We start from the raw sequence: 26612 nt of genomic DNA, 5'->3' as shown, positions 1-26612 counted from the left end.
TCCGCTGCCGTCCGAATTCTTATGAATCCGGACCGTGCGCTTATGGCAGCGTGCCACCGACCGCGCTTCGGTGGACATCGTGATCGAAATCCTCGCCGCCAACGCTGCGGAAACCGAACAACGCGGTCGGCTGGCTTCGACCAGCCTGAAGGCCGCGAAGGCGGTCGGCGCGTTCGCCCTCCGCACGCCCGCCACGCACGGCGGCTCCTGGGCGACGGCCACCGCCGTCGCGGACGTGATCGCCGCGATGGCCCGGGATTGCCCGTCCACCGCCTGGATCGTGAGCACCTGCCTGGTCAGCAAGAACATGATCACGTTCGGCGACTTCCCCGACCACACCCTCGACGAACTGTTCGCGGATCCCGACGCTCTGTTCTGCGGGGTCGGCGCGCCGACCGGTCGCGGCGAGAGCGGCCCGGATGGCGTGCGTGTCAGCGGCCGGTGGGCGGCCGTTTCCGGATGCGAGGACGCCACGTGGGCCAGCCTCGGCACGATCGTCGACGGTGAGTTCGCGCTCGTCCTCGTCCCGACGGCCGAGCTGAGCGTCGATCACACGTGGGACATGGCCGGCATGCGCGGTACCGGCAGCCATTCACTCGTGGCCGACGACATCCTGGTTCCCCTCGATCAGGTGGCGTCGGGCCATCGGGTGCACTACCCACCCGACCCCAAAGCCGTCAACCTGTGGGGGCTCAGTGTGCTCGCGACGGTCGTGGGCGCGACGTTCGGCGCACTGGACGTCATCGGCTCGATGTTCGCCTCACCCCGCAAGCCGTTCATGACGTCGTACACGCGCATGAGCGACTCGCCGGGCGCCCGGCACTGGCTGGCGGAGGCGACGACCCTGGCGCAGCGCGCCGAGCGGACGATGCAGGCCCTGGCGGCGCGGATCGACGCGGAGCCGGCCGTCACGCCCCTCGAAAACAGCCGCATGCAGCAGGAGCGGGCCGACGCCGCAACGGATTGCCGCGCGGCGATCGAGCGCATGCTCGACCTCCACGGCGCGAGCGGCTTCGCCACGAGCAACGCGCTGCAGCGCTTTTGGCGCGACGTGGCGGTGGCCGGCCGTCACCCGCAACTCAACCCGTACCTCGCCGTCGAAGGCTTCGGCCGATTGCTGAGCGACGCCACCTGAAGCGCCGCAGCGACGACCCAGGCTGCGGCGCGCAATCGCCGGTGTCCGACGGACGACGGCTCGTGGACCCGGATCAGCTCGCCGCACCGCTTGCGGGTTCGCCGTCGGCCGCGAGCAGACCGGAGCTGGCGAGGACCTGCCCGGTCCGGGTCACGTGCGCTTCGAACCGCGCTACGGCCAGGTCGGCGTCGCGCGCGAGCGCGGCCTCGAGCAGGCCCCGGTGCTCGGCGGCAACGTCGCGGTGCACGCGCCGGGTTCCGGCGGCGGACCATGCCCGGTAGAGCTCGGCGGTGTCGGTCAACCGGGCGCAGATGTCGAGCAGGATCGGGTTGCCGCAGGCCTTGATCAGGGCGTGGTGGAAGTCGATGTGCGCCCGAGCCCACTCCTCGTTGCGGGGTGGCGGGTCGCCGGGCAGGAACAGCGGCTGGCTGGCCAGCCGGTGGTGCGCGGCCAGGACTTCGGACTCCCAGCTGACGTCGCCCCGCTGCACTGACAGCCGCACCGCCGCGCCTTCGTTGATCAGCCGGGCCTCGGTCAAGTCGGCCAGCGTCTCCTCGGTCAGCGGGGTGACGTGGAAGCCGCGGTTGCGGTCGATGCGCACGAGGCCCTTGGCGGCCAGCATTCCGAGCGCCTCGCGGACGACGCTGAGGCTCACGCCATAGCGGCCGCTCAGGTCTGCGGGCTTCAGCCGCTGCCCCGGGAGGAGTTCGCCGCTGTTGAGGATCGCGGATCGCACCTGCTCGTACACGGCCACGGCCAGGCTCTCTCCACCCGCACGCTTCACCATGTCCGGAACGATACCACACTCTACCCCGGAGAATCGATTCTCTTGTTGACGATCGAGAGTTTGCGGTGGGGTATGAAATCTCGGAGGTCGTCACCCACCTGAGCAAGGAGGCCATCGATGGGGCTGCACCGCTTGACCGACATCACCGTCGGCGTGCCGAACGTCGAGGAAACCGCCGGCTACTACCGGGAGTTCGGGCTCACTCCCTCCGGCGAGGGCAACGGGCACCGGTTCGCCACCACGGACGGAGGCGACCAACTGCACATCAGGCACAGCCCGCGCCGACGGCTGCTGACCCTCGGCGTCGGCGTCGACGACCCGGACGACCTGGAGCGCATCACGGCGTCCTTGAACCGGCTCGAGGTCGATGCCCGGCGCGAAGGCGACGCCCTCCGCGCCGCCGACCCGGTCACCGGCCTCGAGGTCGTCGTGTCGATAACGCCTCGGCTGCAGCAGAAGCCGACGCCCGCTCCCCTGTACAACACGCCGGGCGCGGTCACCAGACCCGACGTGCGGGCACCCGGCGTCGAGCGGCAGGAGCCGGTCCGGCCCCGAAAGCTGGGGCACGTGGTTTTCGGATCCGCCGACCAGGCCGCGACCCAGCGGTTCTTCACCGAAGGCCTCGGCTTCAAGGTCAGCGACGAGGCCCCCGGACTCGCGTCGTTCCTGCGCTGCTCCACCGACCACCACAACGTCCTCGTCCAGCAGGCGCCCGTCAATTTCCTGCACCACACATCGTGGGAGGTCGACGACGTCGACGAGGTCGGCCGCGGCGCGACCGCGATGCTGGAAGGTCACCCGGAGCGGCACACCTGGGGGCTGGGCCGGCACCACATCGGCTCGAACTTCTTCTGGTACCTGCGCGACCCGGCCGGCAACTTCTCCGAGTACTACTCCGACCTCGACTGCATCGTCGACGACCAACTCTGGAAGCCCGGCGTCATCGCCGGCGAGAAGAGCCTGTACGCCTGGGGACCGCCGCCCCCGCCGTCGTTCCTGAAGCCCGAGGACCTCGCGGAACTGATGACCGACTCGCACGAGAAAGCCTGATCGACCATGCGCATCGCCAATGTCGGAGGACGCTTGAAGCTCCTCATCGCCGACCGTGCCATCGACGTCGCCAGTGCCAGCGAGGGCCGATTCGCCGCGGATCCGCAAGCCGTGTACGAGGTCTTCGACGACTTCAAGCAGTGGGCAGCCGGACAGGACGACCACCGTGACGCGGCCGAGCTGGACCCGGCGTCGCTCGGCTCGCCCGCGCCGGCGCCCCGGCAGGTCTTCGCGATCGGTCTCAACTACGCGGACCACGCCGCCGAGGGCGGTATCACCCAGCTCCCGGAGGAGCCGACGGTCTTCACCAAGTTCGCGAGCTCCTTCTCCGGGCCGGTCAGCGTGGTGCGCCTGCCGACCGAGGCCGTCGATTGGGAGGTGGAGCTCGTCGCGGTGATCTCCCGGACGGCCCGCGACGTCGACCTCGAGCACGCCTGGAGCCACGTGGCCGGGCTGACCGTGGGCCAAGACCTTTCGGAGCGCCGGTCGCAGCTGCGCGGCCCGGTCCCGCAGTTCAGCCTGGCCAAGTCCCACGCCGGGTTCTCCCCCACCGGCCCGGTCCTCGTGACGCCGGACGAGCTGCCCGACCCCGACGACCTGGAGATCGGGTGCACGGTCAACGGCGAGGAAGTGCAGAAGGCCCGAACGGCCGACATGATCTTCTCCGTCCCGCAGCTGATCGCACACCTGTCGTCTGTCGTCACCCTGTATCCCGGCGACGTGATCTTCACCGGCACCCCGGCCGGCGTGGGCATGGGCCGGAAGCCCGAGCGGTACCTGCAGCCCGGAGACGAGCTCCGCAGCTGGGTCGAGGGAATCGGCGAGCTGCGGCAGCGTTTCGTGGCGCGCTGATGACCATCCCGCAACGCGCTCTCGCGCGGATCGAAAGCAAGACGCACCTGGGGCCGGACGCCCAAGTGGACGACCGGTACCTCGTCATGGGCCCAGCCCGTCCGGAGCTGACCGATCCCTTCCTCGTCCTGAGCGAGGACTGGTTCTCTTCTCCCGGCTTCGAATGGCACCCGCACCGCGGCGTGGAAACCGTGACCCTGGTCGTCGACGGCGTCCTCGAGCACGGAGACAGCGCCGGCAACAGCGGCGCGCTGACCACCGGCGACGTGCAGTGGATGACCGCGGGCCACGGCATCATCCACCGCGAGCTCGCCTTCCGTGACGAACGAGCACACACCCTGCAGCTGTGGGTGAACCTTCCCGCCGACCGGAAGCTGACCGGTCCGCGCTACCAGGACCTGCTCGCCGGACAACGCCCTGTCATCGAACAGGACGGGACCCGGATCGACGTGATCTCGGGCCAGGTGGGCGAGCTCAGCGGACCCGCGGTCAACGAGTGGCCCATCTCCGGCGCGATTCTCACGCTGGAACCGGGTCACCGGCTCGACCACCTCCTGCCCGGCCGCGACCGCGCGTTCCTCTACGTCCTCTCCGGCCGGGCGTCGATCGCCGGACACGCCGTCGAAGCCGGTCAGATCGCCTGGTCCGACCCCGCCCCACCAGCGCTCGTCTCATCGATCGCCGTGGAGGCACGGGGAGACACCCCTGTCGTCGTCATGGCCTACAGCGGAGAACCGATCGGCGAGCCCGTCGCCGTCGGCGGCCCGTTCGTGATGAACACCGAGGACGAGATCGCCCAGGCCTTCCGCGATTTCCACCGCGGCGACTTCGGTGACGTCCCTCGCCAAGCCCGCCTCCAGTACCGCTGACCGAACGGGGGAACCATGCGCCTGGTCACCTACGTCGCCCCCGGCGAGCTGCCGCGGGTGGGCATCCAGCACGGCGACGTCGTCGTCGACCCCGATCGCGCGCTGCGGGGCGCCACACGGGGCGGCGCACCACGCCTTCCCACCGAGATGGTGGCCTTCTTCGGAGAAGGCGCTCGCGGGCTCGACCTTGGCGCGCAAGCACTCCTCCTCGCCGACGAGCACGGGCCCGAGCTGAGCGCGCCGGACGGGACACCGGCGGTCCTACCCCTCGACGACGTGCGGCTGCTGGCACCGGTCCCCCGCCCGCGCCGCATCCGCGACTACCTGACCTACACCGACCACGCGGCAGGATCCGGCCTACCGGTTCCCCCGGCCTTCACCGCCATGCCGATCTGCTACCAGGGCAACGCCGAGACGGTCGTCGGACCTGGTGATCCGCTGTTGTGGCCGTCCTACACCGGACAGCTCGACTTCGAACTCGAGCTGGGCTTCTTCACTTCGGGTGGCGGGGTCAACCTCACTCCCGACGAGGCGGGCCGCCTGATCGCCGGCGTGACGATCTTCAACGACGTGAGCGCACGGGACATCCAGTTCTTCGAGATGAGCCTGACCATCGGGCCGTCCAAGGGAAAGCACTTCTGCACCGCGATGGGGCCGAGCGTGCTCACCATGGACGAAGTCGACGAATGGTCGATCGAGCTGACGGCCCGGGTCAACGGCGAAACCTGGGCGAGCGGAACCACGGCCGACCGGCAGTTCTCGTTCGCCGAGGTGCTGGCTTGGGCCTCCCTCGACGAACCCGTCCATCCCGGAGAGTTCTTCGCGCTCGGCACCGTGGGTGGCGGCTGCGGTCTCGAACTGGACCGCTGGATCCAGCCCGGTGACGTCGTGGAGCTGGAAGCGTCCGGCGTCGGCGTGCTGCGCAACCCGGTCGGTGCCCGGCAGGTCCCGCCGCCCGGCGCCGGGCTGCCCAGCTACACCGGCGCGCCGCGCGCCGCCCCCGCGTCTTCCTAGCCCATCGAACCAGTCATGAAGGAGCACAGCCATGCCCGAGAACCCCGCCGCCGCCCCGCTCGACACCGGCCGTCCGGGTCGGCGCTACCTCATCCGCGGCGGAGCCGTCATGTCCATGGACCCGGACGTGGGCGACTTCGAGATCGCCGACGTCCTCGTCGACGGTGACAAGATCGCCGCCGTCGCCCCCGCGATCGAGGCACCCGGGGTGGACGTCGTCGACGCACGCGGGCGCATCGTCATGCCCGGCTTCGTCGACACCCACCACCACTTGTTCGAAACCGCGCTGCGCTCGTTCCTCGCCAACGGCCTGCTGGTCGACGACGGATCCGGCGCGCCCAGCGCGGACCCCACGTATGTCGGCCACGTCCTGCAGCGGTTCGCGCCGGTGTACCGGCCCGAGGACGTCTACATCAACACGCTTTTCGGCGGGCTCGCTCAGCTCGACGCCGGCGTCACCACCGTGCTCGACGTCTCCCAGATCCACCACTCCCCCGAGCACACCGACGCCGCGATCGAAGCTTTGGCCGACGCCGGCCGTCGCGCGGCCTTCGGCTATTTCGAAGGCGACGGCCGCGCCGAAGCCCGCTACCCCCAAGACGCCTACCGCATCCGCAAGCAGTGGTTCTCCTCCGACGACCAGCTGGTGACCATGGTCATGGGTGGCGAGTTCTACCTCGGCGAGGAGCTGTATTCGAACGCCTGGGGCATCGCCCGCGAGCTGGACCTGCAGATCGCCGCCCACGCCGTGGGTGCGTTCGGCATGCGACCGCTCCTCGACGACCTCGCCCACGGACGCGGCGGGACCGGAAAGGACATCGGCTTCGGTCCGGACGTGCTCCTCATCCACATGACCGGCATGTCGGACTTCGCGTGGGAGCGCGTCCGTGACGCCGGTGTCCACGTCTCGGTGTCCACGCCGATCGAGATGACCATGCGCCACGGCACCCCTCCGCTGCTGAAGCTGCAGCAACTGGGCTTGGAACCTTCTCTCAGCTCCGACGTCGAGACCACCATGGCTCCCGACCCCTTCACGCTCATGCGCTCCACCATGACCATGCAGCGCATGCTGGTCAACGAGAGCGTCCTCGCCCAGGGAGGCTTCACCCCGCCCGGCCACTATCCGGAGCCTGCACCGGGTACTCCGCAGCTGTTCACCGTCCGGGATGTCCTGCGGTTCGCCACCCTCAACGGCGCCAAGCACCTGCGCCTCGACCACAAGACCGGCTCACTGACTCCGGGCAAGGAAGCCGACATCGTCCTGCTCGACGCCACCGCACTCAACGTCACCCCGCTCAACAGTGCGCCTGGAGCCGTGGTGTCGCTCATGGACCGGAGCAACGTCGAGACCGTCATCGTCGCCGGCAAGATCCGCAAGTGGCAGGGATCCCTGCTCGAAGCCGACCTCGTCCGCCTGCGCGGTGAACTCGAGCGGTCCCGCGATCACCTGTTCCGCGCGGCGGACGTCCAGCAGAACCTGTTCGCCTACAGCTGACGCCGGTCGGCCGGGAAAGTGGCGAGGCCACTCCCCCGGCCGAGAACCGGTGCTACTTGCGGATCATGGGATTGCCGTACCCGATGACCAGGCCGGCGGTGAAGGCACTGACCTTGAAGGTCTTGTTCAGCAGCGCCGCCGCCGGGGCGGTCAGCGCCAGCGTGACGCCATCGGGTGTCGCGGCGCCGACCGTGAACAAGTCGGCCCGGGTGCCGAAGTTGACCCGCCCGCTCAGCACGCCGCGGTTGAGGTCGATCGTGTAACCGGTCAGGTACAGGCAGGTCCCGCCCGCGCGCAGCAGCAGCCCGCCGACGTGCTCGATGGTGCCGTCCTGGGGGTTTCCGACGATCGTGAATCCGAACACGGTCTTGCCGCCGGGGTGGCTGACCTTGGCCAGGACCGGGGAAACCCGAACCCCGAGCGAGGTGAGCGCGCCGGCGGCCGCCGGGTCCAGCGTCAGGTCGGTGCGGCCTTTCCCGAAGTGGAACCCGTGGTGGTGCGACGCGGCATGAAACGCTGCCGTGGTGCCGGCCGGCTGAGCGGCCTGAGCCGGCGCTGCCACGGCGCCGGTCATGATCGCCGCTGCGGCAATCGATACTCCGACCACGCGAAGACGCATAACAGCTCCATTCTCGATGCTTCCGGACGCTGCTGGTACGGCGACAGCGGCCATGCCGGATGCACACGGACGAGAATTCGCGGTGGCTTTCGCTTTCGCTCGGCTACGGCCCTTCGACGCGGAGGGTTCCCTGAACCATGCTGGTGCCGTGCTCCTGCTGCCCGAGCTGCTGCGCCGATACGTCGACGATCGGGAAGGCCTGCAGCGTCAGGGTGTGGGGGATGGCCACGTCGGCATCTGTGCCGGCGACGACCCCGAGCGGAATCATGGTGGTCTTGCCGTCGTAGAGCCAGATCTCGTACAGGCCCGCCGGCGCCGGCATGCCGGTCAGCTCGAGCTTGAGTCGCAGCGAGCCGCCGCCGCTGTCGATGATCCGGACCTGACCGGCGGCCTCGGCGGGCGCGGCCACCTGCCGGTTCAGCTGCGCCTGCGCGATCACCCGGCCCTCATCCGGACCACCGCCCGTGAGCACCACCGTCACCACGGCGGCCACCGCGGCGGCGGCCGCCGCGACCACGCCGTACCGTACGGCCCGGCCGAAGCGAGGCCGCGGGACATCCCGACGATCGGCGTCGTCTCCCGATTCCGCCGTCTCGCGCGCGGCCACGAGCGACGGCTGACCGGTCTCGGCCGCGATCCGCTCCCACACCGCCTCCGCCACCGGTGGTAGCGCCGTCTCCGCCGCCGCCTCACGGCCGAGGCCCGCTACCGCTCGCAGCGATTCGAGCTCTTCACGGCAGTCGGCGCAGCTGTCGAGGTGAGCGGTGTCCGCCGCGCCGGGTTCCTGATCGTCAAGGGCGAGCAGGACGAGGTGATCGCGATCGGGATGCGTCATCGGGCACCTCCTCCGGCGCGCTGTCCAGCTCGGAGCGCAACTTCTGCATGCCGCGGCGCAGGTGGCTCTTCACCGTCCCGAGCGGCAGGCCCGTCCGCTCGGCGATCTGGGTGTGGGTCAAGTCAGCATAGAAGGCCAGTTCGAGCACCTCGCGCTGCGCGTCCGGCAACCGGCGCAAACCGTCCGCGACGATCAACCGGTCCACGATCCGCTCCGGGGACTCCGCCGAGGGCGCCTCGGCCGGGGCCGTCGCGGCGGCAGCGGCACTGTCGCGCTGCCGGCGGCCCCGGGCGCGCAGCAGGTCCACGATGCGACGCCGGGTGATGCCCAGCAGCCAGGCCAGCAGGCCGGCCTTGTCCGGGTCGTAGCTGTGCCGCCCGTTCCACGCGGAGACGAAGGTGGCCTGGACGACATCATCGACGTCGGCCTGGTCACGCAAGCTGGCGCGCACCAGCCGCTGCACCGCCGGCCCGTGCCGGTCGAACACGGCCCGCAAGGCATCCGGCTCCCCGTCGGCGAACCGGCGGGCGAGCTCGCCGGCCATCTCGGCGTCATCGGACACGGGCGCCACAGTAACCGCACTCCCGGCCGACGCAACACCTTCCACCAGCAGCATCCTCGTGCACCTCGAGTTCCGGTCCCCGGGCCGGCAGATCCCGGCGAACAGCAGTACGCCCGCGGCGGCCCCGGCGGATTCACCCCCGGCGACCGGCTGTTTTCTTCCGCGTCGCATCCGTTCGCCGGCTCCGCGGCGAACCACCGGATGCACGAGCCACCGATCCGAAGGAGCAGTCGATGCCCAGATCACTGCGTTCGCTCGCCCTGGTCGTCTCCGCCGGGGTCCTGGCCACTTTCTCGGCACAGGTTCCCGCCGCCGCGGCCACGGAATCCATGGTCTCGGTCGTCCACGGCATCCCCGGCCAGCCGGTCGACGTCTACGTCAACGGGAAGAAGACCCTCGACAACTTCCAACCGGCGAGCGTGGCCGGCCCGCTGTCTCTGGCCGAGGGCAGTTACGACGTCGCGCTGACCAAGCCCGGCGATCCCGTCTCCAGCGCGCTGCTGGAGAACAAGAACCTCGCCGTCCCCGGCGGGAAGAACCTCAGCCTCATCGCTCACCTGGACACTTCGGCGAAGCCCGCGCTGACCGCGTTCGTCAACGACACCGGCCGGACCGCGCCGGGCAAAGCCCGGTTGGTCGTCCGGCACACCGCCGCCGCGCCGGCCGTGGACGTGCGCGCCGCGGGAAAGCCGGTGTTCACCGGGCTGACGAACCCGAAGGAAGTCATGGCCGACCTTCCCGCCGGCGTCGTCGACGCCGACGTGACCCTGGCCGGCACCGCCACCGTCGTGCTCGGGCCGAAGGACCTCGACCTGGCCGCCGGAACGGCCACGATCGTCTATGCCATCGGTTCCGCGGACGCCAAAACCCTCGCTCTCGCCGCCCAGACGATCAAGGGCCTGGGTTCCGCACCCTCGTCGATGCCGACCGGCTCGGGCGGTTTGGCTGCCGACGAGGTCGCCGGCGGCTGGTCCCTCCTGGCCGCGGGTGGTGTGCTGCTGGCGCTCCTCGGCACCGCCCTGCTGGTCCGCCGGCGTCCGGACCCGACGTCGCGATGAGCGGACCCGCGCATGGCGGTGCGTCCCGGTTCGCCGGGGCGCACCGCCACCTCGGTGCGACCTTCGTCGCCGCTGGAGTCGTCCTCGCGGTGGCCGGCACCGTTGCGTCGACCTCACAACCGCAGCGAGAAGTCGTCGCCCTCGCCACCACGGCGCCGCCCTCTGTCGCCCCGGAAACCACCGCACCGCCCACCAATGCCGCCGAGTTGCCGACGCCGACGCGGGTCATCAAACCGAGGGTGCTGAAGCTGCCCGACATCGGCGTGACGGCGACGGTGCTGCCCGCGGGAGTGGACGGGACCGGCGCCTTCGACGCGCCCCGCGACGTCGGCGCTGTCGGCTGGTACCGGTACGGCCCCGGACTCGACGCGAACACCGGGTCGCTGGTCATCGGCGGCCACGTCGACAGCGCGGAATCCGGCCCCGGCGCATTCTTCCAGTTGCACCGAGTGCGGCCCGGATCGTCGCTGGAACTCATTGGCGACGACGGCAAGACGCGCACTTACGTCGTCACCGCGCGCGAGCAGATTCCCAAGGAAGACATCGACCTGCGGACCTACTTCGACACCGAGGGCCGCCCTCGCGTCACGTTGTTCACCTGCGGTGGCACGTTCGACCGAAAGACGAGGAACTACCTGGACAACATTGTCGTCACGGCGATTCCCCGATAACACCCCGGCGATCGGAGGCCCGGCATCAACGCCCACGCTGCCCAGGCCGCCAGGCGACGCTTACTGTGGTCGGAGACGCCGAGCCCGCCGCGAGGGAGCACGACATGGAAGACGACCTGCTGTCCGAGCGGGACGCCGCACGAAGAGTGGACGACGTGACCGACGCGCTGGATCGCCTGACCGGCACCATCGCCGAAGAAGAGGAACTGCTGGTCGTTCTGCAGCGAGTGTGCCGGCAGGTCATGCATGCGGTGCCGGACGCGGAAATCGCCAGCATCACGCTGCTGCGCGACGGCGCCCCGTACACCGCGACAGCGACCGGTGACAGCGCGCACCACGTCGACCAGGCCCAGTACGACGCCGGGCGAGGCCCCTGCCTGGAGGCCGCCCGCACCGGCGAACTCCAACGCGTCAGGGTGACCGAAGCCGCCGAACAATGGCCCGAATTCACCGCGGCCGCGAACGAACACTCAGTCGTCGCCTACCTGTCCGCCCCTCTGTTCGTCGACCACCACTACCACGGTTCACTCAACCTCTACGACACCGGCGGCAACAGCTTCGGCGCGCTCGACGCCGCGCTGCTGGGCCTCTACACCGCCGCCGCCGAATCCGCGCTGCGCAGCACCCTCCGGCACCACACCGCCCGCGAGACCATGGGACAACTACGCACCGCGCTCAACTCCCGCGCGGTGATCGACCAGGCCAAGGGCATCCTCATGGCCCTGCACAGCATCCCGTCCGACGACGCGTTCGACCTGCTCGTCAAGGCGTCACAGGACCAGAACGTCAAACTGCGCGACGTCGCCGAAAAGTTCGTCGCCGAGACCACGGCTTCCCCGAGCCGGCACTAACCAGGTCGGGCGCGACGAACCGCTGATGTCCATCAAGGACCGATGTGCGCACAGAGGCCGCCGCCGTCGGCTGTGCCCACTCCGGACAGGACGCCGCCTATCACGTCCCGCACGAACTCCTGGTCGAGTTTCCGATGCCCGAAGAGCACGCGGAACACGACCGGAGCGGCGAAGAGGTCGATGAGGAGGTCGATGTCGAGCCCGGGGCGGATATCCCCCCGCACCTCACCCTTCTTCAAGGACTCGACGCACGCCTCCCGGCGAGGCTCCCAGACGACGGCGAGAAAGGTCTCCCGCAGTTCCGGATCGTCGGCCAGGTCGGCCATCAAGGCCGGCAGCACGTGGCCGAAAGCCGGGTCGGACATCCCGAGCCGGAGCGCCTCGAGGTGTCCGAAAAGGTCACAGCAGGTGCACCCGGTGTCGACCTCCACGACCCCGGGCGAGCTCCGCGTGGTGCTGACCGAGCAGCTGAGCAGGCAGTAACAGGACCTGGGCTGAGCGCGACTGGGTAAGCGGACTCGTGTCGATGGGGGTGTTGTGCATGGCGCCGGCTGTCGGAGGAATCGGTGGCTGGCTGGTCCAAGCCTTCCCCGACATCTCCAGCAATCTGATCGCGGCAGCCATCGGGGGCGTGCTGGTCTGGTCGACGACGACCGCGAGACGACGCCTGAAGCTGGTCCGTGCGCGCAGATTCTGGCGGGCGCTGGGTGGCCGCCACCCGCTGATCGTCCTGGGAGCCCACGACTTCGGACCGCGGCAACGGTGGGCCAGAGCCGGCGTGGTCGGCATGGGCGACATCCAGACCCTCGTTGAAATCGAAGCCCAGCTCCGCAAGCTGGGCTTCGCCGGGAAGATCACCGAGTCGAAGCAATTGACCCCGCGTGAACTGAGTTCCGACCTCGTCCTGATCGGCGGACCGGTGGCGAACGACGTGACGAGGACGATGCTGGCGAAGCTGGACGCAGTAGTCTCCTACGCTTTCGCCGAAGATCCGGACCACGAGGCGCACGTCGTGAACGACCTGAGATCAGGCCGCACGCTGGCGCCGCAGTACGAGGAGTCAGGCTATCCGGTCAGAGACCACGCCTTGATCATCCGGACGCCGAACCCCTTGGCTCCGGGTACGTCGGAAATCGTCATCGTGGCGGGCTGCTGGGAACACGGAACCGCAGCCGCAGCGGAGAAACTCGGAGACCGGAAGCTCCTCCGCAGGCTGAAAAAGATGAAACATTTCGAGGTCCTTGTCGAGACGACGGTCGTGAACGGCGCCCACTACAACACCAAGGTGACCGAAACTCGCCGGATTTCAGCTCGTTGACCGCTGCGGCGCGGAAGGTGCCCGTCATCCGGCCACGACGCACGCTCATGCCGATGGGCGGATGCCGGGTGAGGTCAGGCCCGCCCGGCCTGCGCCCACGCGATCAGATCACGAACACGCCCGGCCTCCGGCACGGCGACCAGTCCCGTCACCATCAGGGCCCCCACCGAAGGAGGGGGCACCACAGGGGCACGCGAGAACTTGCCGAAGACGATGGTTCCGCTGCCGTCCCGCCGGATCCGGACCACCGGCGGCGGCAACGTGCCCAGATACGCCGATGCGCGCGTCCTCCCCGAGAAGCGATCGGCCAGCACGATCCGCCGGTCGGTCACGACGTACTCGACACCGCGCCGCCCCCGCACCCTGACGACGACCGGCACCCATTGGGACGCGACACCTCCCACCCCGACGCCCCAGGCCAAGAACGACAGCGATTGGTGCCTGGCCACCGGGACCACGATGGTCGCGATCAACCAGGCCAGCCCGAAGACGAGCTGAAGCCAGTCGAACCGAGCAAGGGTGAAACGCTGTGGCCGTCCCGACCACAGCAACCGCTCACCCGGCAGCAGAACATTCGACGGCACATCCAAAGCGACCTCCCGGCGTTCCCTTGCCGGACTGACGCCCAGAAGGGCCGTCCGGGTTGCCCCCGCCGAACGAACTGCCCGTTCCGAACCGGGTCGATGGTCCGACCCACCCGAACCCGGGCGCCCCCTGGGGCCTGACCCCAGTGTGTCGACCGGGGTCTTTCACGGGCGCGAATCGCCCGAGCGGGTTGCCATGCTGGTGCACATCCGGAGAGCGGGTCGTACCACCTCCCGTACCTGGATCTCTTCGCGCCGGAATTCGAGGGAAAGGCCGTGCATGAGATGACCACGCTCGAGCAGCAGACGAGCCACGCGATCCGACCGTTCACCGTGTCCTTCCGCAAAGGGGCGCTCGACGACCTACGCCACCGGCTGGCGGCGACGCGCTGGCCGAGCCGGGAGCTCGTGGGCGATCGCTCCCAGGGGGTGCAGCTGGCGACGATCCGGGCGCTGGCCCAGTACTGGGCGAACGGGTACGACCTCGGCCGGGTGCAGTCCCGGCTGAACGCGCTGCCCCAGTTCACCACCGAAATCGACGGGGTGAGCATCCATTTCGTCCACGTGAAATCGAAGCACGCGGATGCGCTGCCGCTGATCATGACGCACGGCTGGCCCGGCTCGGTCATCGAGATGATCGACTCGATCGGCCCGCTGACCGATCCGACCGCGCACGGTGGCACCGCGGCGGACGCCTTCCACCTCGTGCTTCCGTCCCTGCCCGGCTACGGCTTCTCGAGCGAGCCCGCCGAGGTCGGGTGGGATCTCGTGCGCACGGCCCGGGCGTGGGCGGAGCTGATGAGCCGGCTCGGCTACGGCCGGTACGTGGCCCAGGGTGGTGACGTCGGCGCCGGGGTGACCGACGCGATGGGACGGCTGGGTCCGGCGGGCCTGGCCGGCATCCACACGAATCTGCTGGTGCCCGCGCTCAACGACCCGTCGTCGCTGCCGAACGACACCGAGGAGGAACGCGCGGCGCTCGCCGCGATCAAGGTTTTCCAGACCACCGGGAACGGCTACTTCGTGGAGATGGCCACCCGGCCGGAGACGATCGGCTACGCGTTGCTGGATTCGCCGGCCGCGCTCGCCGGGTGGATGATCGACCACGACACGGACGCCTACTACAAGATCGCCGGCGCGTTCGTCGACGGCAAGCCGTCGGGGGGTCTCACGCGGGATCACCTCCTCGACGACATCACGACCTACTGGCTGACTGGCACCGGGGCGTCCACGGCCCGGTCGTACTGGGAGGCGTACGGGCCGGATGCACCGGCCGCGGGCCGCCCGCCGCTGCCGGATCCCCGCGTTCCGGTCGGTTTCAGCACGTTCCCCGGGGAGATCTGGCGGACGCCGCGCAGCTGGGCCGAGAAGGCCTATCCGACGCTCGACTACTTCGGGGTCGCGGCCCGCGGCGGCCATTTCGCTGCCTGGGAAGAGCCTGAGCTGTTCGCGGAGCAGGTGCGGGCCGCGTTCCGGCCACGGCGATAGGACACGGCCGCGGCAAATGTCCGCGCCGCGAACTCCGACGAACCCAGAAGTGGAGAAACCATGACTCCGTCCGCGTCCCGACCCACTCGACGGCAAGTGCTCCAGGCAGGCGTCGCGGCCGGCCTCACCGTCGCCGCGTCCACCGTGCTGGGGCAGACGCCGGCCATCGCCGCGCTGCCCACCGACCCGAACGGGGTCCGCCCGTTCCGGGTCGCGGTCCGGCGCGAACAGCTGGCGGAGTTGCACCGCCGCGTCGAAGCAACCCGCTGGCCGACCCGCGAGCTCGTCTCCGACCGCTCGCAAGGCGTGCAGCTGGCGACCGCTCAGGCGCTCGCCCGCTTCTGGACGACCGGCTACGACTGGCGGCGGTTCGAGGCGAAGCTCAACGCGCTACCCCAGTTCAAGACCCGGATCGACGGCGTCGACATCCACTTCATTCACGTACGCTCCCGCCACCGCGACGCACTGCCGCTCATCATGACCCATGGCTGGCCGGGCTCGATCGTCGAGCTGCTCGAGACCGTCGGTCCGCTGACGAATCCGACCGCGCACGGCGGCACGGCGGCGGACGCCTTCCACCTCGTTCTACCGTCCATCTCCGGCTACGGCTTCTCCGGCAAACCGGACGGGATCGGCTGGGACTCCAACCGAACCGCGCGAGCCTGGGCGGAGCTCATGCACCGCCTCGGCTACCCCCGCTGGGTCGCTCAGGGCGGGGATGTCGGCGCCGCCGTGACCGATGGCATCGGCCGCCTGGCTCCGGCCGGTTTGCTCGGCATCCACGTGAACCTGCTGACGCCGGCCTTGGGCAGCACCGCCTCCCTGCCGAAGAACACCGACGAGGAGAAGGCCGCGGCCACCGCCCTCCAGGTCTTCTCGACGAGCGGCCGCGGGTACATCGTCGAGCAGTCGACGCGGCCGCAGACAATCGGCTACGCACTTCTGGATTCGCCCGTCGCCCTGGCGGCCTGGATGCTCGATCACGACACGGACAGCTATCGCAAGATCTCCCGCGCCTTCCTCGGCGGACCGCCGTCGGGCGGCCTCACCCGCGAGCACGTCCTCGACAACGTGTCGGTCTACTGGCTGACCGGGACCGGCGAGTCGGCCGCCCGGCTGTACTGGGAAAGAGCGCGAACCGCCGGGCAGAGCTCTCCGACGGTGAGCGTGCCGGTCGCGTTCAGCGCCTTCCCCGGCGAAATCTTCCAGGCTCCCCGTAGCTGGGCCGAGGCCATCTACCCGACCCTCGACTACTACCACCAGCCCACGCGGGGCGGACACTTCGCGGCTTGGGAGGAGCCCGGGCTGTTCACCCGGGAACTCCGTGCCGCCTTTCGCCCGCTTCGATGAAAGGAGGCACCATGTCCAATCACTACAGTGCGGCCAATCTGAAATTCCCGGGCGATGACGCGCGCCTGGACCTCACCGACCTCTTCGTGTTCGCCGCACCCGATGATCCCGCCAAGACGGTGCTGATCATCGACCTGAACCCCTACACGGCCGGCATGAGCGCGATGCCCCCGTTTCTCATGAAACCGGAATTCCATCCGGACGGGATTTACCGGATCAACGTCGACACCGACGCGGATGCGCAAGCCGACGCCGCATTCACATTTGTGTTCTCCGAGCTGAAGAACGGTGTGCAGACCGCGACCGCCTACTACGCCACCGGCCCGCAGGCCCGCCAGGCCGAACCGTCTGGCGACATCCTCGTCGCCGGTACCCCCGTCGGGTTCGATGCCACGGCGGGGGCGATCCAGACCGGCCCGGTCCGGCTGTTCATCGGGGTGCGCAGCGACCCTTTCTTCGCCGACGCGGACGGCGCGTTTCACGGCTTCGAATGGACCGGGCAGGACGCCTTCGCCGACCGCAACATCTTGTCCATCGCGGTGGAGGTGCCCAACGACCTGCTCAGCCCGGACCCGGTGATCGGGGTGTGGGCCTCGGTCAGCGTGCGCCGTGACGGCGCGATCGTCCAGGTGGACCGCGGTGGACACCCGACGATCAATCCGTTCGTCAGCCCGAACAACACCAAGAACGAATACAACCGCAGGCAGCCGGTCGACGACGTGGTGAACTACCTCGAGATCTGGGCCAAGTTCCTGGAGGACAACGGTGGCTACTCGCCGGAGGAGGCCAGAGCAGCCGCCTTGATCGTGCTCCCTGACGTACTTCGCTACGACCGCAGCCGGCCGGCCGATTATCCGAACGGCCGCACCCTCACCGGCGACGCCTTCAGCGCCCGCTTCGCTTGGATGAGCAAGGGGAAGATCGGCTCCCAAGGCCTCCAGCCGCACGACGACCTGCTGCGTGAGTTCCCCTACCTCGGCGTGCCCAACCTTTACCCGGTCTGATCGCCACCAGCCGCGGCACCGAGCAGCAATGACGTTCTCAGGCCGGCAGGACGTCCCGGAGTTTCCGGCGGGAGTCGATGTCCAGCTTCGCGAAGATCCTCCGGAGGTGCCATTCGACGGTGCGCGGGGAGAGGTAGAGCCGCTCGCCGACCTCACGGTTGGAGTAGCCATCGCGGACCAGCAACGCGATCTGCCGCTCCTGGGCGGTGAGCTCGACCCCCGGCGCCCGGACGGCCGTGCGTTTGCGCACGGTTTCGCCGGTGGCCAGAAGCTCGCGGCGGGCGCGTTCGGCGAACGCTTCCATCCCGATGGCGACCAGCATTTCGTACGCGGTCCGCAGCTGTTCGCGGGCCCGGACGCGTTGTCTGCGGCGGCGCAGCCACTCGCCGTGCACCAGATGGGCCCGCGCCGACTCCGGCCGCAGGCGGGTCCGGTCGAGTCGCTCGACGGCCTCGCGGTAGAGGTCCTCGGCCTCCGGTCCGTCGGTGACCAGTGCCCGGGTCCGGGCCTCGACGCCGCGGGCGAAGTCGGTGTCGAACGACCGCGTCGTCTCGGTCAGCCGGTCGAGCGCCTCCCGGGCGATCTCCGGCTCGCCGGAGCGGCTGGCCGCCTCCACCAGCTCGGGCAGCAGCCAGGTGGAGATCCCCGGCTCGGAGACGTAGGTGGTGGCCATGGCCGCACGCATCGCCTCGGGATAGCGCCCGAGTCCGTTGTAGAGCACGGCGGCCGCCCATTGCGCGGCTGTGTTGCCCATGCCGAGGCCCGCAGCGGTCGAGGCGCGAATCGTGGCCGCGATCAGATCGGCGGCCTCCGGCTCCCGGCCGCGCAGCGAGAGCAGTCGCAGTTCGCCGTACGGTGGCAGTGGGTTGCCCGTCGCGGCGGCGACGGCATCGGCCTCGGCGATCGAGGCGGCTGTCGCCTCGAAGTCACCGGTCCAGGAGCTGGCGAAGCTGGACGTGGTGAGCAGGAAGGGCAGTTCGCGCAGCGCGTGGGCGTCGCGCGCCACGCGTAGCCAACGATCGCAGAGTTCGCGCATGCCTTCGTCGTCCCAGACGGCGGCGATGCCCCCGGTCGCTACCCAGCCCCACCGCAACACCTGCTCCGCGGGCAGGTTCACGAGCGCCGCCGCGGCCCGCCGTAGCGTGTCCGCAGCGGCTGCCGTGCCGTCCGTGACCAGTTGGGCGTAGCCGTCGAGCAGCAGGTCCAGCGGGCCGGGGTCGGCCGGCGGCGGGAGGAGCCGGACGGCCCGCGACACCTCGAGCAACGATGCCGGATCGGTGAAGGTGACAGCGATGCCCCACGCGGTCAGGTAGGTCTCGCGGGCGGCTTGCGGTGCCACCGGCTCCAGCTGCCGCGCGGCCTCGATCGTCCGTGCGGTGGCGTTGGCGCCATCGAGGGTGGCGAAGGCAACCTGACCGCGCAGCACCGCCGCCTGTCCCCGCTGCAAGGCGTCGAGTGGGTAGACGCCGACGGCGCTCAGGAGCCGGTCGGCGTCCTCCACGTCGCCGGCCTGGAAACTCGCCTCGGCCGCCGAGAGCATGCGGTCGGTACGCCGGGCCGGGTCGACGGTCAGGGCGACGGACCGGTGCAGGAACGCGGCCGCCGCGGCCATTCCGCCGCGTGCCTGCGCCCGGGCGGCGGACCGTTCCAGTTCCGCGGCGACGGCCTCGTCGGGCCCGGCGGCGGCCGAGGCGAGGTGCCAGGCACGCCGGTCGGGGGCGGACCGCGGATCCGTGACCTCGGCCAGGGCCAGGTGTGCGGCTCGCCGGGCGGTGGGCGACGCCGCGCGATAGATCGCCGATCGCACCAGCGGATGGCGGAAGGTCACCCGATTATCGATGGTCAGCAGGCCGTCGATGCCGCTCATCGCGGAGGGCACGCCGAGCCGCTCCGCGGCGTGCCGGACCAGGTCCGGGTCGCCGACCGGTTCCACGGCGGCGACCAGGAGCAGCAGCCGTGTCTGCTGCGGAAGTGAGCCGATCCGCTTGAGGAAGCTCTCCTCGATCTGGCCGGGCAGCGTGTCGGCGCTCGGCAGGCCGAGGCCGCCGACCATCTGACTTGTGGTCAGGCCGCGAGGCAACTCGATGAGGGCGAGCGGGTTGCCGTGCGTCTCCGCGACGATGCGATCGCGGATGCCGCGGTCCAGAGGCGCGGCGGCGACCGAGTCGAGCAGTGTGCGCGCATCGGTGTGGCGCAGGCCGGCGATCTCCCTCGACGGGAGGCCGTTCAGCTCGGGGCCGGGGACCCGGGACGCGATGACCAGGGCGATCGACTCGGCCAGCAGCCGGCGGGCGACGAAGCCCAGGACCTGGGCCGAGGACCGGTCGAGCCAGTGCGCGTCGTCGATGACGCAGAGCAGCGGCTGGTCCTCGGAGGCGCCGGACAGGAGGTCGAGGATGGCCAGGCCGACCAGGAACGGGTCCGGCCGGGCACCGTCGCGCAAGCGGAACACCGTCTCGAGTGCGGCACGCCGGGGTGCCGGCAGGTCCTTCAGCCGGGCCAGCAGCGGCAGGCAGAACTGGTGCAGGGCGGCGAAGTCCAGCTCCATGTCGGACTCGATGCCGACGGTGCGCAGCCTGCGAAACCCGCTCGCGGCGTTCTCCGCGTAGTGCAGAAGCGCGGATTTACCGATTCCGGGCGCCCCGCGGAGCACGAGCACGCGGCTTTCCCCGGCCTGGACGGCGGCGATCATCTCGTCCAGAGCGGCGCGTTCCGCCTCTCGATCCACCAGGCTGGGCCCGGTCATGCGAACCGCCTCTGCCTCATGACTGTCCCCCAGGCCGCCGACCAGGACCCGCGTGACGTGATGTGGCACCAGTCTCGCTGGGTGCCGGCGCCCTGTCCAACAATCACGAGCCGGGTCGAACGTCGCTACCATCACTCGAAGCCGCTCGCAGCAGGTGAGCGACTCAGCGAGGCCAGTCGAATGCCGCATCGGACCACCTAGAGGACACCATGTCCCGCAAGGTCGGAAGTGCCGCGCCGGAACTCCTCGGTCGTGCGCGTGAATGTCAGGCCCTCGATCGCCTGGTGACCACTGCGCTGGGCGGCACGAGCCAGGTGCTGGTCTTGCGCGGCGACGCGGGTGTGGGCAAGAGCGCGCTACTGGGGTACCTGTCCGGGAAAGTCGACGACTGGCACGTCGCGTCGGCGGTCGGGGTCGAGTCGCTGATGGAGCTCACCTACAGCGGCCTGTATCAGCTCTGTGCGCCGATGCTCGATCACATCGAGCGACTGCCGGCGCCGCAACGGGATGCACTGGCGACCGTGTTCGGAGTCGAAGCCGGCCCGCCGCCGGACCGGTTCCTGGTCGGGCTGGCCACGTTGACGCTGTTCGCCGAGGTGGCCGAGGACCGGCCGCTGATCTGCATCGTCGACGACGTCCAGTGGCTGGACCAGGCCTCGGCGCAGATCCTCGCGTTCGTCACCCGGCGGCTCTTGGCCGAACGGATCGCGATCGTGTGCGTCGCGCGCCGGGGAATCGGCGATCAGGTCCTGACCGGGTTGCCGGAGTTGCCGGTCGGCGGACTGGATGACAGCGACTCGCGGGCGCTGCTGCTGAGAAACATCCGCGGCCCCGTGGACATCGACCTGTCCCACCGGATCATCGCGGAGAGCCAAGGCAATCCGCTCGCGCTCACCGAGCTTCCCCGGGCCTGGAAAGACGGCGATCTCGCAGGTGGCTTCGGGTTGCCGGACAACCGACCGATCGGCAACAAGATCGAGGAGAGTTACGCCCAGCGGGCCTCCTCACTTCCCGCCGATACGCGACTGCTCATGCTGACCGCGGCGGCGGAATCCGTCGGCGACACCGCGCTGTTGCATCGCGCGGCCACCGTGCTCGACCTGGACATCGCGGCGCTCGCCCCGGCCACCGACGCCGGCCTGGTCAGGCTCGACGGCCGGGTGCAGTTCACGCACCCGCTCGCACGCACGGCCGTCTACCGCTCCGCCGCGCCGGAGGACCGGCGCCGCGTGCACGGCGTCCTGGCCGGCGTCACGGACGCCACCACCGATCCGGATCGTCGCGCCTGGCACCGTGCCGGCGCGGCCTCGGGACCCGACGAACAGGTCGCCACCGAGCTCGAACAGGCCGCGGAACGCGCCCGGGCACGTGGTGGTCTCGCCGCGGTGGCGGCGCTGCTTCAGCGGGCGGTGGGGCTCAGCGGCGACCCGGCGCGGCGCACCGAACGCGCACTGGTCGCGGCTCGGGCGAGTTTGGACGCGGGCAGGTTCGACGCGGCGCGACGCATCCTGTCGGTCGCCGAGATCGGGACGCTGGACGAGTACCAGCACGCGCAGGTGGACATCCTCCACGGACAGCTCGCCATGTTCACCACGATGACCGGCGACGCTGCCGCGTCACTGCTCAAGGCGGCGCAACGACTCGAACCGGTCGACGCCGGTCTCGCCCGGGAGACGTATCTCGACGCGTGGTCCGCCGCGTTCGTCGCCGGCCACGGCTCCGCCGGTGACGACCGCCTCGCGGTGTCCCGAGCGGCGCGAGCCGCCCCTTACCCGGACGAGGCCGCCCGGCCGGTGGATCTGCTGCTGGACAGCCTCGCCACGCTGACGATCGACGGGCCGCGAGCCGCCGCGCCACAGCTTCGGCAGGCGGTGGCCGCCTTCACCGACGAGGCGTGTCCGCACGAAGAGATCATCCGATGGAACTGGTTGGCGGTACTGGCGGCGTGGACGATCTGGGACGACGAGAGTGTCTACGCCCTTCGCGCGCGCACGCTGAAGATCTCGCGCGACAGCGGGGCGCTTGCCCGGCTTCAGGTCGAGCTGGGTGTCTTCGCGCAAGCCGGGGTGCGGTGCGGTGACTTCGCCGACGTCGCGCAAGCGATCGCGGAAATCGATGCGGCCGGAGACGGCGCCAAGTCCATCACCGGGTCGTACGTCTCGATGAGGCTCGCCGCCTCCCGCGGCCGGGAGGCCGAGGCTCGGGCGGTGATCGAGGCCGTCCTGACCGAGGCCGCGGCGGCCGGGCAGGGAACGGTGACCGAGCGCTGCGACTTCTCCCGGGCCGTTCTGTGCAACGGGCTCGGCCAGTACGAAGAAGCGCTGGTCGCCGCGCGCGCGGCCGTCGGCTACCACCCCCGGATGTATCTGTCCGCCTGGGCCGCGGTGGAGCTGCTCGAAGCCGCGACCCGAGCCGGCCGGACGGCAGTCGCGGAGGACGCCCTCCACCACGTGCTCGAGGCCACGGCCCACCTGCCCAACGACGCGGCACAGGGCATCGTCGCCCGGTCCCGGGCGTTGACGACGACCGGCGAGCGGGCTGACGGCCTGTACCGGGACGCCATCGAGCGGCTCGGCCGGAGCCTGCTGCGACCCGAGCTGGCCCGCGCACACCTGCTCTACGGTGAGTGGCTGCGCCGCGAGGGCCGGCAGCTGGAGGCGCGTGCGCACCTGCACGTCGCTCATGCGCAGTTCACCGCGATCGGAATGGAGGCGTTCGCGGAACGCGCCCGCGCCGAGCTGGCGGCGACCGGCGAGACCGTGCGCAAGCGGTCCGACGACACCCGTACCCAGCTGACGTCGCAGGAGCTGCAGATCGCCCGGATGGCGCGCGACGGGCTCTCCAACCCGGAGATCGGTGCCCGGCTCTTCCTCAGCCCGCGTACCGTCGAGTGGCATCTGCGCAAGGTGTTCGGGGTCCTCGGCATCAGCTCCCGTCGGCAGCTTCGTACCACCCTGCCGGGGCTGGAGACGGCACTCGTGGAGGAATAGATCGGTGTCCCAGTCCTTCCTCACGCGATGAGCTGCTGGCCGCCGTCGACGTCGTAGGTCGCGCCGGTGAGTGCCGTGCTGGTCATGGCGTCGCTCCCGCGGTTACCGGGTCACTGGGGTGCGCTGTCAGCGACACCGTTTCGACGTCGAGCCAGTCGCCCAGCGGGAGGGACCGCAGGATCTCCCGCAGCCGCGTGGCATCGGTCGCCTGCCACAGCCCGAGGTTGCGGCCTTCGCCGGGCAGCTTCCACAGGCGGATCAGGTACCCGTCGGCGGCCAGCTCACGAGCACGGCCGGCCTCGCGGGCGAACCTCTCGTCGACGGCCTCCGGGCTCGTCCCGGCCGGAACACCGACGACCAACGTGACCAGGTACTCCTCGTCGCCCGCCGCGAGCGGCACCTTGCCGGGACCGGGATCGTTGGGGTGCGCGCCGAGCGCGGTGACCTCGTCGGTCCGCCAGACGCGCAACGGCATCGAGGCGAGAACCCGTTCGAGGTCGCCGGTGTCTGCGGCGGCGAACAGCCCGATCGTGCGCCATTCGCCCGGCTCCAGCGGGGGACGCCACAGCCGCAGCACCTGCCCCTGGGCAGCGAGGTCGCGGGTGTGCGCGGCCTCCCGGGCCCGGATGTCGTCCACCTCGTGCGCCGGCGTTCCGTCCGGCACCCGGGTGGTCATGGTGACCAGGTACTCCATCTCCAGCCTCCTCGTCGGTCGGTACGTCCAGGGTGCGGCCGGCCGGTGGCCGCTCGCGCCCGTGACTCCCCCTGGCCCGCGGAACCAGGGAGAGTCACGGGCGCGAGCCGGCGGCCGGCCGGACGAAACTCGGCACGTCGGACTCCCCACGAGCGCTGGAGGCGCCGGTCATGGACATGAAGCTCGAGGTCGTCGTGGTCCCGGTCGCCGACGTCGACCGCGCCAAGGCCTTCTACACGGCACTGGGCTGGCGGCTCGACGCCGACGTCGCCACCGACGAGAACTTCCGCGTGGTGCAGCTGACCCCGCCCGGGTCGCCGGCGTCGGTCATCTTCGGCACGTCGGTCACGGCCCAGGCACCCGGCTCGGCCCAGGGCCTGCACCTGGTCGTCGACGACGTCGAAGCCGCGCGCGACGAGCTGAAGCGGCTCGGCGCCGATCCGAGCGAGGTGTTCCACGACGCCGGCGGCGTCTTCCACCACGCCGGGACCGACGCCCGGGTGCCCGGCCCGGATCCGCGGCGCGCCAGCTACGGCTCTTTCCTTTCGTTCGACGATCCGGACGGCAACGGCTGGGTCCTGCAGGAGATCACCACCCGGCTCCCGGGGCGGGTCGACCCGGCGGTCACCACGTTCGCCTCGGCCGCGGACCTCGCGGGCGCGCTGCGCCGGGCCGCCGCGGCGCACGGCGAGCACGAGGCCCGCACCGGCGCGGCGGACCCGGACTGGCCGGACTGGTACGCGGAGCACATGGTGCGTGAACGGTCCGGAGCGGAACTGCCCACCTGAGGCGCGTGGACGCCGCCGGCCGGCCCCCGACACGGAAGGAGGAGAGGCTCATGTCCGAGAAGTCGCTGGCCGGAGCCGTCGCGCTGGTCACCGGCGCCAGCAGCGGGATCGGCGCCGCGACCGCACGCCACCTCGCTCGCGAGGGCGCGGCGGTCGCGCTGGTGGCGCGGCGCCGCGACCGCCTGGACCAGGTCGTGAACGACATCGCCGGGCTCGGCGGCCACGCGGTCGCCGTCACGGCCGACATCACGGAGCCCGAAAGCGCCTACGAGGCGGTGCAGGCCACGCTGGAGCGGTTCGGGCGGCTCGACGTCCTGGTCAACAACGCCGGGATCATGCTGCTCGGCTCGGCGCTGCAGACCTCCGTCGAGGATTGGGACCGGATGGTCTCCCTCAACGTCGCGGCGCTGCTGCACGTCACGCACGCCGCGGTTCCGTACCTGATCGACGCGGCATCGACATCGCCGCGACAGGTGGCGGATCTGGTGAACGTCGGCTCGACGGCCGGGCGGGTCGCCCGGCCGGGCAGCAGCGGCTACACCCTGACCAAGTTCGGCCTGACCGGGTTCACCGAATCGCTCCGCCAGGAACTGCTCGGCGAAGGCGTCCGGGTCAGTGTGGTGGAGCCCGGCACCGTGGACACGGAACTGGTGGACCACCTCGGCGACGCCATCCGGGACGCGGCCCGACGGCAGGTCGGCGGGATCGAAGCGTTGCGGGCGGCCGACATCGCGGACGCGATCGGCTACATCGTCACGCGGGACCGGCGCGTGGCCGTCAACGAAATGCTGGTCCGAGCCGGCGAGCAGACCTGGTAGGCGGGAGCCGGAAGAGGAAGCCGATTTCACGGCGGTGCCCCGCGTGGTCTTCACCGACCCGCAGGCGGCGTCGGTCGGCGCGAGCACGGCACGGTTCAGCGCTACTGCCCAGATAACCGCGGCCCGGCACCCGGCCGCCAAAGGGTGTCCTGAAGCGAGGGAAGGATCTCGATGATCATCAAGCGGCTCTTGGTCAAGCTCGTGGGCGCCGGAGCAGTGGCGTCCTCACTGGCCGGCGTGCCCCCGACGGCCGCCACCCCGGGACCGGTCGCCGACGGTCGCCTTGTCCGGCGGCGACCCGGCCGGTTCCTTCGACAAAGCTCATAAGGAGTGATCAACCATGGCGAAGATCCTGTTCGTGGTTTCCGGAGCGACGTACCTGACGTTGAAGGACGGCACCAGGTACGCCACCGGGTACTGGGCCGAAGAGTTCGCGGCCCCGTACAAAGCGCTTACCGAGACCGGCCACCAGGTCGTGGTCGCGACACCCCGGGGTGTGACCCCGAACGTCGACATGATGAGCCTGCGCCCCGAAATGGCGGGCGGTGTGGAGGGAGCACTGGAACTCGAGGCGATCATCCGCTCGGCGGAGGTCATGCGCCGGCCGCTCAAACTGTCCGACGTGCGCATCGAGGACTACGACGCGGTGTACCTGCCCGGCGGCCACGGTCCGATGGAGGACCTGTGGGTGGACGCCGACGCGGGACGGATCCTCACCGGACAACTCGCCTCGGGCCGGCCGCTCGCGATCGTGTGCCACGCCCCCGCCGCGATGCTGGCCACCAGGATCCACGGCGTGTCGCCCTTCAAGGATTACCGGGTCACGTGCTTCACCAACGACGAAGAGGAGGCCGTCGGGCTCGCCTCCAGGACCCGGTGGCTGCTGGAGGACGAGCTGAAGGAACTCGGCGTCGAGTTCAGCCGCGGCGAGATCTGGAAGCCGTACATGGTGGAGGACCGCAACCTGATCACCGGGCAGAACCCGCACTCGGCCGCGATCCTGGCGGACCGGCTGATGCAGATCCTCGAATAGC

25 protein-coding genes are annotated in these 26612 nt (G+C 70.4%); 17 read left to right on the top strand and 8 right to left on the bottom strand.

Features of this window, described 5'->3' with window-relative positions; all coding sequences use genetic code 11:
- Positions 1 to 70 precede the first annotated feature (70 nt).
- Entirely contained in the window at positions 71 to 1135 is a 1065-nt protein-coding gene (locus ABZ342_RS17100; RefSeq protein WP_360473768.1) for an acyl-CoA dehydrogenase family protein, read from the top strand.
- Positions 1136 to 1208: 73 nt separating this feature from the next.
- Here ABZ342_RS17100 and ABZ342_RS17095 read toward each other — a convergent pair whose 3' ends face one another.
- Positions 1209 to 1922 (bottom strand): GntR family transcriptional regulator, encoded by a 714-nt coding sequence (locus ABZ342_RS17095; protein ID WP_360473766.1) that lies wholly within the window; start codon positions 1920 to 1922, stop codon positions 1209 to 1211.
- A gap of 117 nt (positions 1923 to 2039) precedes the next feature.
- Between ABZ342_RS17095 and ABZ342_RS17090 the strand changes: the two genes are divergently transcribed.
- From ABZ342_RS17090 to ABZ342_RS17070, 5 genes are read left to right on the top strand one after another with little or no spacing between them, the layout of a single operon-like run.
- The gene (locus ABZ342_RS17090) at positions 2040 to 2972 is read left to right on the top strand and encodes a VOC family protein (protein WP_360473764.1); all 933 of its coding nucleotides are present in this window, start codon (positions 2040 to 2042) and stop codon (positions 2970 to 2972) included.
- A 33-nt stretch (positions 2973 to 3005) separates the two neighbouring features.
- A complete protein-coding gene (locus tag ABZ342_RS17085; protein ID WP_360473762.1) occupies positions 3006 to 3824 on the top strand; it encodes a fumarylacetoacetate hydrolase family protein in 819 nt (272 codons plus the stop codon).
- On the top strand, positions 3824 to 4693 hold the full coding sequence (locus ABZ342_RS17080; protein WP_360473760.1) for a pirin family protein: 870 nt from the start codon (positions 3824 to 3826) through the stop codon (positions 4691 to 4693). The genes ABZ342_RS17085 and ABZ342_RS17080 overlap by 1 nt, the downstream gene beginning before the upstream one ends.
- A 15-nt stretch (positions 4694 to 4708) precedes the next feature.
- The gene (locus ABZ342_RS17075; protein ID WP_360473758.1) at positions 4709 to 5707 is read left to right on the top strand and encodes a fumarylacetoacetate hydrolase family protein; all 999 of its coding nucleotides are present in this window, start codon (positions 4709 to 4711) and stop codon (positions 5705 to 5707) included.
- Positions 5708 to 5738: 31 nt separating this feature from the next.
- Entirely contained in the window at positions 5739 to 7202 is a 1464-nt protein-coding gene (locus tag ABZ342_RS17070) for an amidohydrolase family protein (RefSeq protein ID WP_360473756.1), read from the top strand.
- A 52-nt stretch (positions 7203 to 7254) separates the two neighbouring features.
- Here ABZ342_RS17070 and ABZ342_RS17065 read toward each other — a convergent pair whose 3' ends face one another.
- The 3 genes from ABZ342_RS17065 to ABZ342_RS17055 are packed head-to-tail and all read right to left on the bottom strand — an operon-like array spanning position 7255 to position 9272.
- Positions 7255 to 7875 carry a hypothetical protein gene (locus ABZ342_RS17065; protein WP_360473754.1) on the bottom strand — a complete coding sequence of 207 codons (621 nt, stop codon included), beginning with the start codon at positions 7873 to 7875 and terminating at the stop codon, positions 7255 to 7257.
- Positions 7876 to 7924: 49 nt separating this feature from the next.
- Complete coding sequence (locus tag ABZ342_RS17060) at positions 7925 to 8656, bottom strand: anti-sigma factor (RefSeq protein WP_360473752.1); 732 nt, start codon at positions 8654 to 8656, stop codon at positions 7925 to 7927.
- Positions 8613 to 9272, bottom strand: a complete 660-nt coding sequence (locus tag ABZ342_RS17055; protein WP_360473750.1) for a sigma-70 family RNA polymerase sigma factor — start codon at positions 9270 to 9272, stop codon at positions 8613 to 8615. Before ABZ342_RS17055 ends, ABZ342_RS17060 begins: the two co-directional genes overlap by 44 nt.
- 179 nt (positions 9273 to 9451) lie before the next feature.
- Between ABZ342_RS17055 and ABZ342_RS17050 the strand changes: the two genes are divergently transcribed.
- The 3 genes from ABZ342_RS17050 to ABZ342_RS17040 all read left to right on the top strand — a co-directional run bounded on the left by ABZ342_RS17050 (position 9452) and on the right by ABZ342_RS17040 (position 11798).
- Positions 9452 to 10276: a DUF4397 domain-containing protein gene (locus tag ABZ342_RS17050; protein WP_360473748.1), complete on the top strand. Its 825-nt coding sequence runs from the start codon at positions 9452 to 9454 to the stop codon at positions 10274 to 10276.
- Entirely contained in the window at positions 10273 to 10947 is a 675-nt protein-coding gene (locus tag ABZ342_RS17045) for a class F sortase (RefSeq protein WP_360473746.1), read from the top strand. Before ABZ342_RS17050 ends, ABZ342_RS17045 begins: the two co-directional genes overlap by 4 nt.
- A gap of 104 nt (positions 10948 to 11051) precedes the next feature.
- Positions 11052 to 11798 (top strand): GAF and ANTAR domain-containing protein, encoded by a 747-nt coding sequence (locus ABZ342_RS17040; RefSeq protein ID WP_360473744.1) that lies wholly within the window; start codon positions 11052 to 11054, stop codon positions 11796 to 11798.
- 32 nt (positions 11799 to 11830) lie between these two features.
- Here ABZ342_RS17040 and ABZ342_RS17035 read toward each other — a convergent pair whose 3' ends face one another.
- Entirely contained in the window at positions 11831 to 12229 is a 399-nt protein-coding gene (locus ABZ342_RS17035) for a TetR-like C-terminal domain-containing protein (RefSeq protein WP_360473742.1), read from the bottom strand.
- Between the two features lie 110 nt (positions 12230 to 12339).
- Here ABZ342_RS17035 and ABZ342_RS17030 point away from each other — a divergent pair, with 110 nt between their 5' ends.
- Positions 12340 to 13116, top strand: coding sequence for a hypothetical protein (locus ABZ342_RS17030; RefSeq protein WP_360473740.1), 777 nt, complete (start codon positions 12340 to 12342; stop codon positions 13114 to 13116).
- 74 nt (positions 13117 to 13190) lie between these two features.
- Here ABZ342_RS17030 and ABZ342_RS17025 read toward each other — a convergent pair whose 3' ends face one another.
- Complete coding sequence (locus ABZ342_RS17025) at positions 13191 to 13700, bottom strand: hypothetical protein (RefSeq protein ID WP_360473982.1); 510 nt, start codon at positions 13698 to 13700, stop codon at positions 13191 to 13193.
- 285 nt (positions 13701 to 13985) lie between these two features.
- Here ABZ342_RS17025 and ABZ342_RS17020 point away from each other — a divergent pair, with 285 nt between their 5' ends.
- The 3 genes from ABZ342_RS17020 (at position 13986) to ABZ342_RS17010 (ending at position 17542) form a co-directional block, all read left to right on the top strand.
- Positions 13986 to 15188, top strand: a complete 1203-nt coding sequence (locus tag ABZ342_RS17020) for an epoxide hydrolase family protein (protein ID WP_360473980.1) — start codon at positions 13986 to 13988, stop codon at positions 15186 to 15188.
- A gap of 96 nt (positions 15189 to 15284) precedes the next feature.
- On the top strand, positions 15285 to 16538 hold the full coding sequence (locus tag ABZ342_RS17015) for an epoxide hydrolase N-terminal domain-containing protein (RefSeq protein WP_360473738.1): 1254 nt from the start codon (positions 15285 to 15287) through the stop codon (positions 16536 to 16538).
- An 11-nt stretch (positions 16539 to 16549) separates the two neighbouring features.
- A complete protein-coding gene (locus ABZ342_RS17010; RefSeq protein ID WP_360473736.1) occupies positions 16550 to 17542 on the top strand; it encodes a DUF4331 family protein in 993 nt (330 codons plus the stop codon).
- 37 nt (positions 17543 to 17579) lie between these two features.
- On the opposite strand, the gene ABZ342_RS17005 is transcribed toward ABZ342_RS17010, so the two are convergent.
- Positions 17580 to 20288, bottom strand: coding sequence for an AAA family ATPase (locus ABZ342_RS17005; RefSeq protein ID WP_360473734.1), 2709 nt, complete (start codon positions 20286 to 20288; stop codon positions 17580 to 17582).
- Positions 20289 to 20497: 209 nt separating this feature from the next.
- Here ABZ342_RS17005 and ABZ342_RS17000 point away from each other — a divergent pair, with 209 nt between their 5' ends.
- Positions 20498 to 23278 carry an AAA family ATPase gene (locus tag ABZ342_RS17000; protein WP_360473732.1) on the top strand — a complete coding sequence of 927 codons (2781 nt, stop codon included), beginning with the start codon at positions 20498 to 20500 and terminating at the stop codon, positions 23276 to 23278.
- An 82-nt stretch (positions 23279 to 23360) separates the two neighbouring features.
- Here the strand turns inward: ABZ342_RS17000 and ABZ342_RS16995 are convergent, their stop codons facing one another.
- Entirely contained in the window at positions 23361 to 23972 is a 612-nt protein-coding gene (locus ABZ342_RS16995) for a muconolactone Delta-isomerase family protein (protein WP_360473730.1), read from the bottom strand.
- A 170-nt stretch (positions 23973 to 24142) separates the two neighbouring features.
- On the opposite strand from ABZ342_RS16995, the gene ABZ342_RS16990 reads away from it, so the two are divergent.
- From ABZ342_RS16990 to ABZ342_RS16980, 3 genes are all read left to right on the top strand, one after another.
- On the top strand, positions 24143 to 24760 hold the full coding sequence (locus tag ABZ342_RS16990) for a VOC family protein (protein WP_360473728.1): 618 nt from the start codon (positions 24143 to 24145) through the stop codon (positions 24758 to 24760).
- Between the two features lie 50 nt (positions 24761 to 24810).
- Positions 24811 to 25578: an SDR family NAD(P)-dependent oxidoreductase gene (locus tag ABZ342_RS16985; RefSeq protein ID WP_360473726.1), complete on the top strand. Its 768-nt coding sequence runs from the start codon at positions 24811 to 24813 to the stop codon at positions 25576 to 25578.
- 340 nt (positions 25579 to 25918) lie between these two features.
- Positions 25919 to 26611 carry a type 1 glutamine amidotransferase domain-containing protein gene (locus ABZ342_RS16980; RefSeq protein WP_360473724.1) on the top strand — a complete coding sequence of 231 codons (693 nt, stop codon included), beginning with the start codon at positions 25919 to 25921 and terminating at the stop codon, positions 26609 to 26611.
- The last annotated feature ends 1 nt before the right edge of the window (position 26612 follow it).

This window comes from Amycolatopsis sp. NPDC005961, from assembly GCF_040629235.1.
GTDB classification, from domain to species: Bacteria; Actinomycetota; Actinomycetes; order Mycobacteriales; family Pseudonocardiaceae; genus Amycolatopsis; species Amycolatopsis camponoti.
The sequence above is the reverse complement of the archived record's forward strand: the minus strand, read 5'-3'. Positions and strand labels throughout refer to the sequence as shown.

Coding starts and splice junctions, on each gene's coding strand:
- ABZ342_RS17095 (WP_360473766.1), bottom strand. CDS start 1,922: ATGGTGAAGCGTGCGGGTGGAGAGAGCCTGGCCGTGGCCGTGTACGAG.
- ABZ342_RS17090 (WP_360473764.1), top strand. CDS start 2,040: ATGGGGCTGCACCGCTTGACCGACATCACCGTCGGCGTGCCGAACGTC.
- ABZ342_RS17080 (WP_360473760.1), top strand. CDS start 3,824: ATGACCATCCCGCAACGCGCTCTCGCGCGGATCGAAAGCAAGACGCAC.
- ABZ342_RS17075 (WP_360473758.1), top strand. CDS start 4,709: ATGCGCCTGGTCACCTACGTCGCCCCCGGCGAGCTGCCGCGGGTGGGC.
- ABZ342_RS17070 (WP_360473756.1), top strand. CDS start 5,739: ATGCCCGAGAACCCCGCCGCCGCCCCGCTCGACACCGGCCGTCCGGGT.
- ABZ342_RS17065 (WP_360473754.1), bottom strand. CDS start 7,875: ATGGCCGCTGTCGCCGTACCAGCAGCGTCCGGAAGCATCGAGAATGGA.
- ABZ342_RS17060 (WP_360473752.1), bottom strand. CDS start 8,656: ATGACGCATCCCGATCGCGATCACCTCGTCCTGCTCGCCCTTGACGAT.
- ABZ342_RS17055 (WP_360473750.1), bottom strand. CDS start 9,272: ATGCTGCTGGTGGAAGGTGTTGCGTCGGCCGGGAGTGCGGTTACTGTG.
- ABZ342_RS17050 (WP_360473748.1), top strand. CDS start 9,452: ATGCCCAGATCACTGCGTTCGCTCGCCCTGGTCGTCTCCGCCGGGGTC.
- ABZ342_RS17045 (WP_360473746.1), top strand. CDS start 10,273: ATGAGCGGACCCGCGCATGGCGGTGCGTCCCGGTTCGCCGGGGCGCAC.
- ABZ342_RS17040 (WP_360473744.1), top strand. CDS start 11,052: ATGGAAGACGACCTGCTGTCCGAGCGGGACGCCGCACGAAGAGTGGAC.
- ABZ342_RS17030 (WP_360473740.1), top strand. CDS start 12,340: ATGGCGCCGGCTGTCGGAGGAATCGGTGGCTGGCTGGTCCAAGCCTTC.
- ABZ342_RS17020 (WP_360473980.1), top strand. CDS start 13,986: ATGACCACGCTCGAGCAGCAGACGAGCCACGCGATCCGACCGTTCACC.
- ABZ342_RS17010 (WP_360473736.1), top strand. CDS start 16,550: ATGTCCAATCACTACAGTGCGGCCAATCTGAAATTCCCGGGCGATGAC.
- ABZ342_RS17005 (WP_360473734.1), bottom strand. CDS start 20,288: ATGACCGGGCCCAGCCTGGTGGATCGAGAGGCGGAACGCGCCGCTCTG.
- ABZ342_RS17000 (WP_360473732.1), top strand. CDS start 20,498: ATGTCCCGCAAGGTCGGAAGTGCCGCGCCGGAACTCCTCGGTCGTGCG.
- ABZ342_RS16995 (WP_360473730.1), bottom strand. CDS start 23,972: ATGGAGTACCTGGTCACCATGACCACCCGGGTGCCGGACGGAACGCCG.
- ABZ342_RS16990 (WP_360473728.1), top strand. CDS start 24,143: ATGGACATGAAGCTCGAGGTCGTCGTGGTCCCGGTCGCCGACGTCGAC.
- ABZ342_RS16985 (WP_360473726.1), top strand. CDS start 24,811: ATGTCCGAGAAGTCGCTGGCCGGAGCCGTCGCGCTGGTCACCGGCGCC.
- ABZ342_RS16980 (WP_360473724.1), top strand. CDS start 25,919: ATGGCGAAGATCCTGTTCGTGGTTTCCGGAGCGACGTACCTGACGTTG.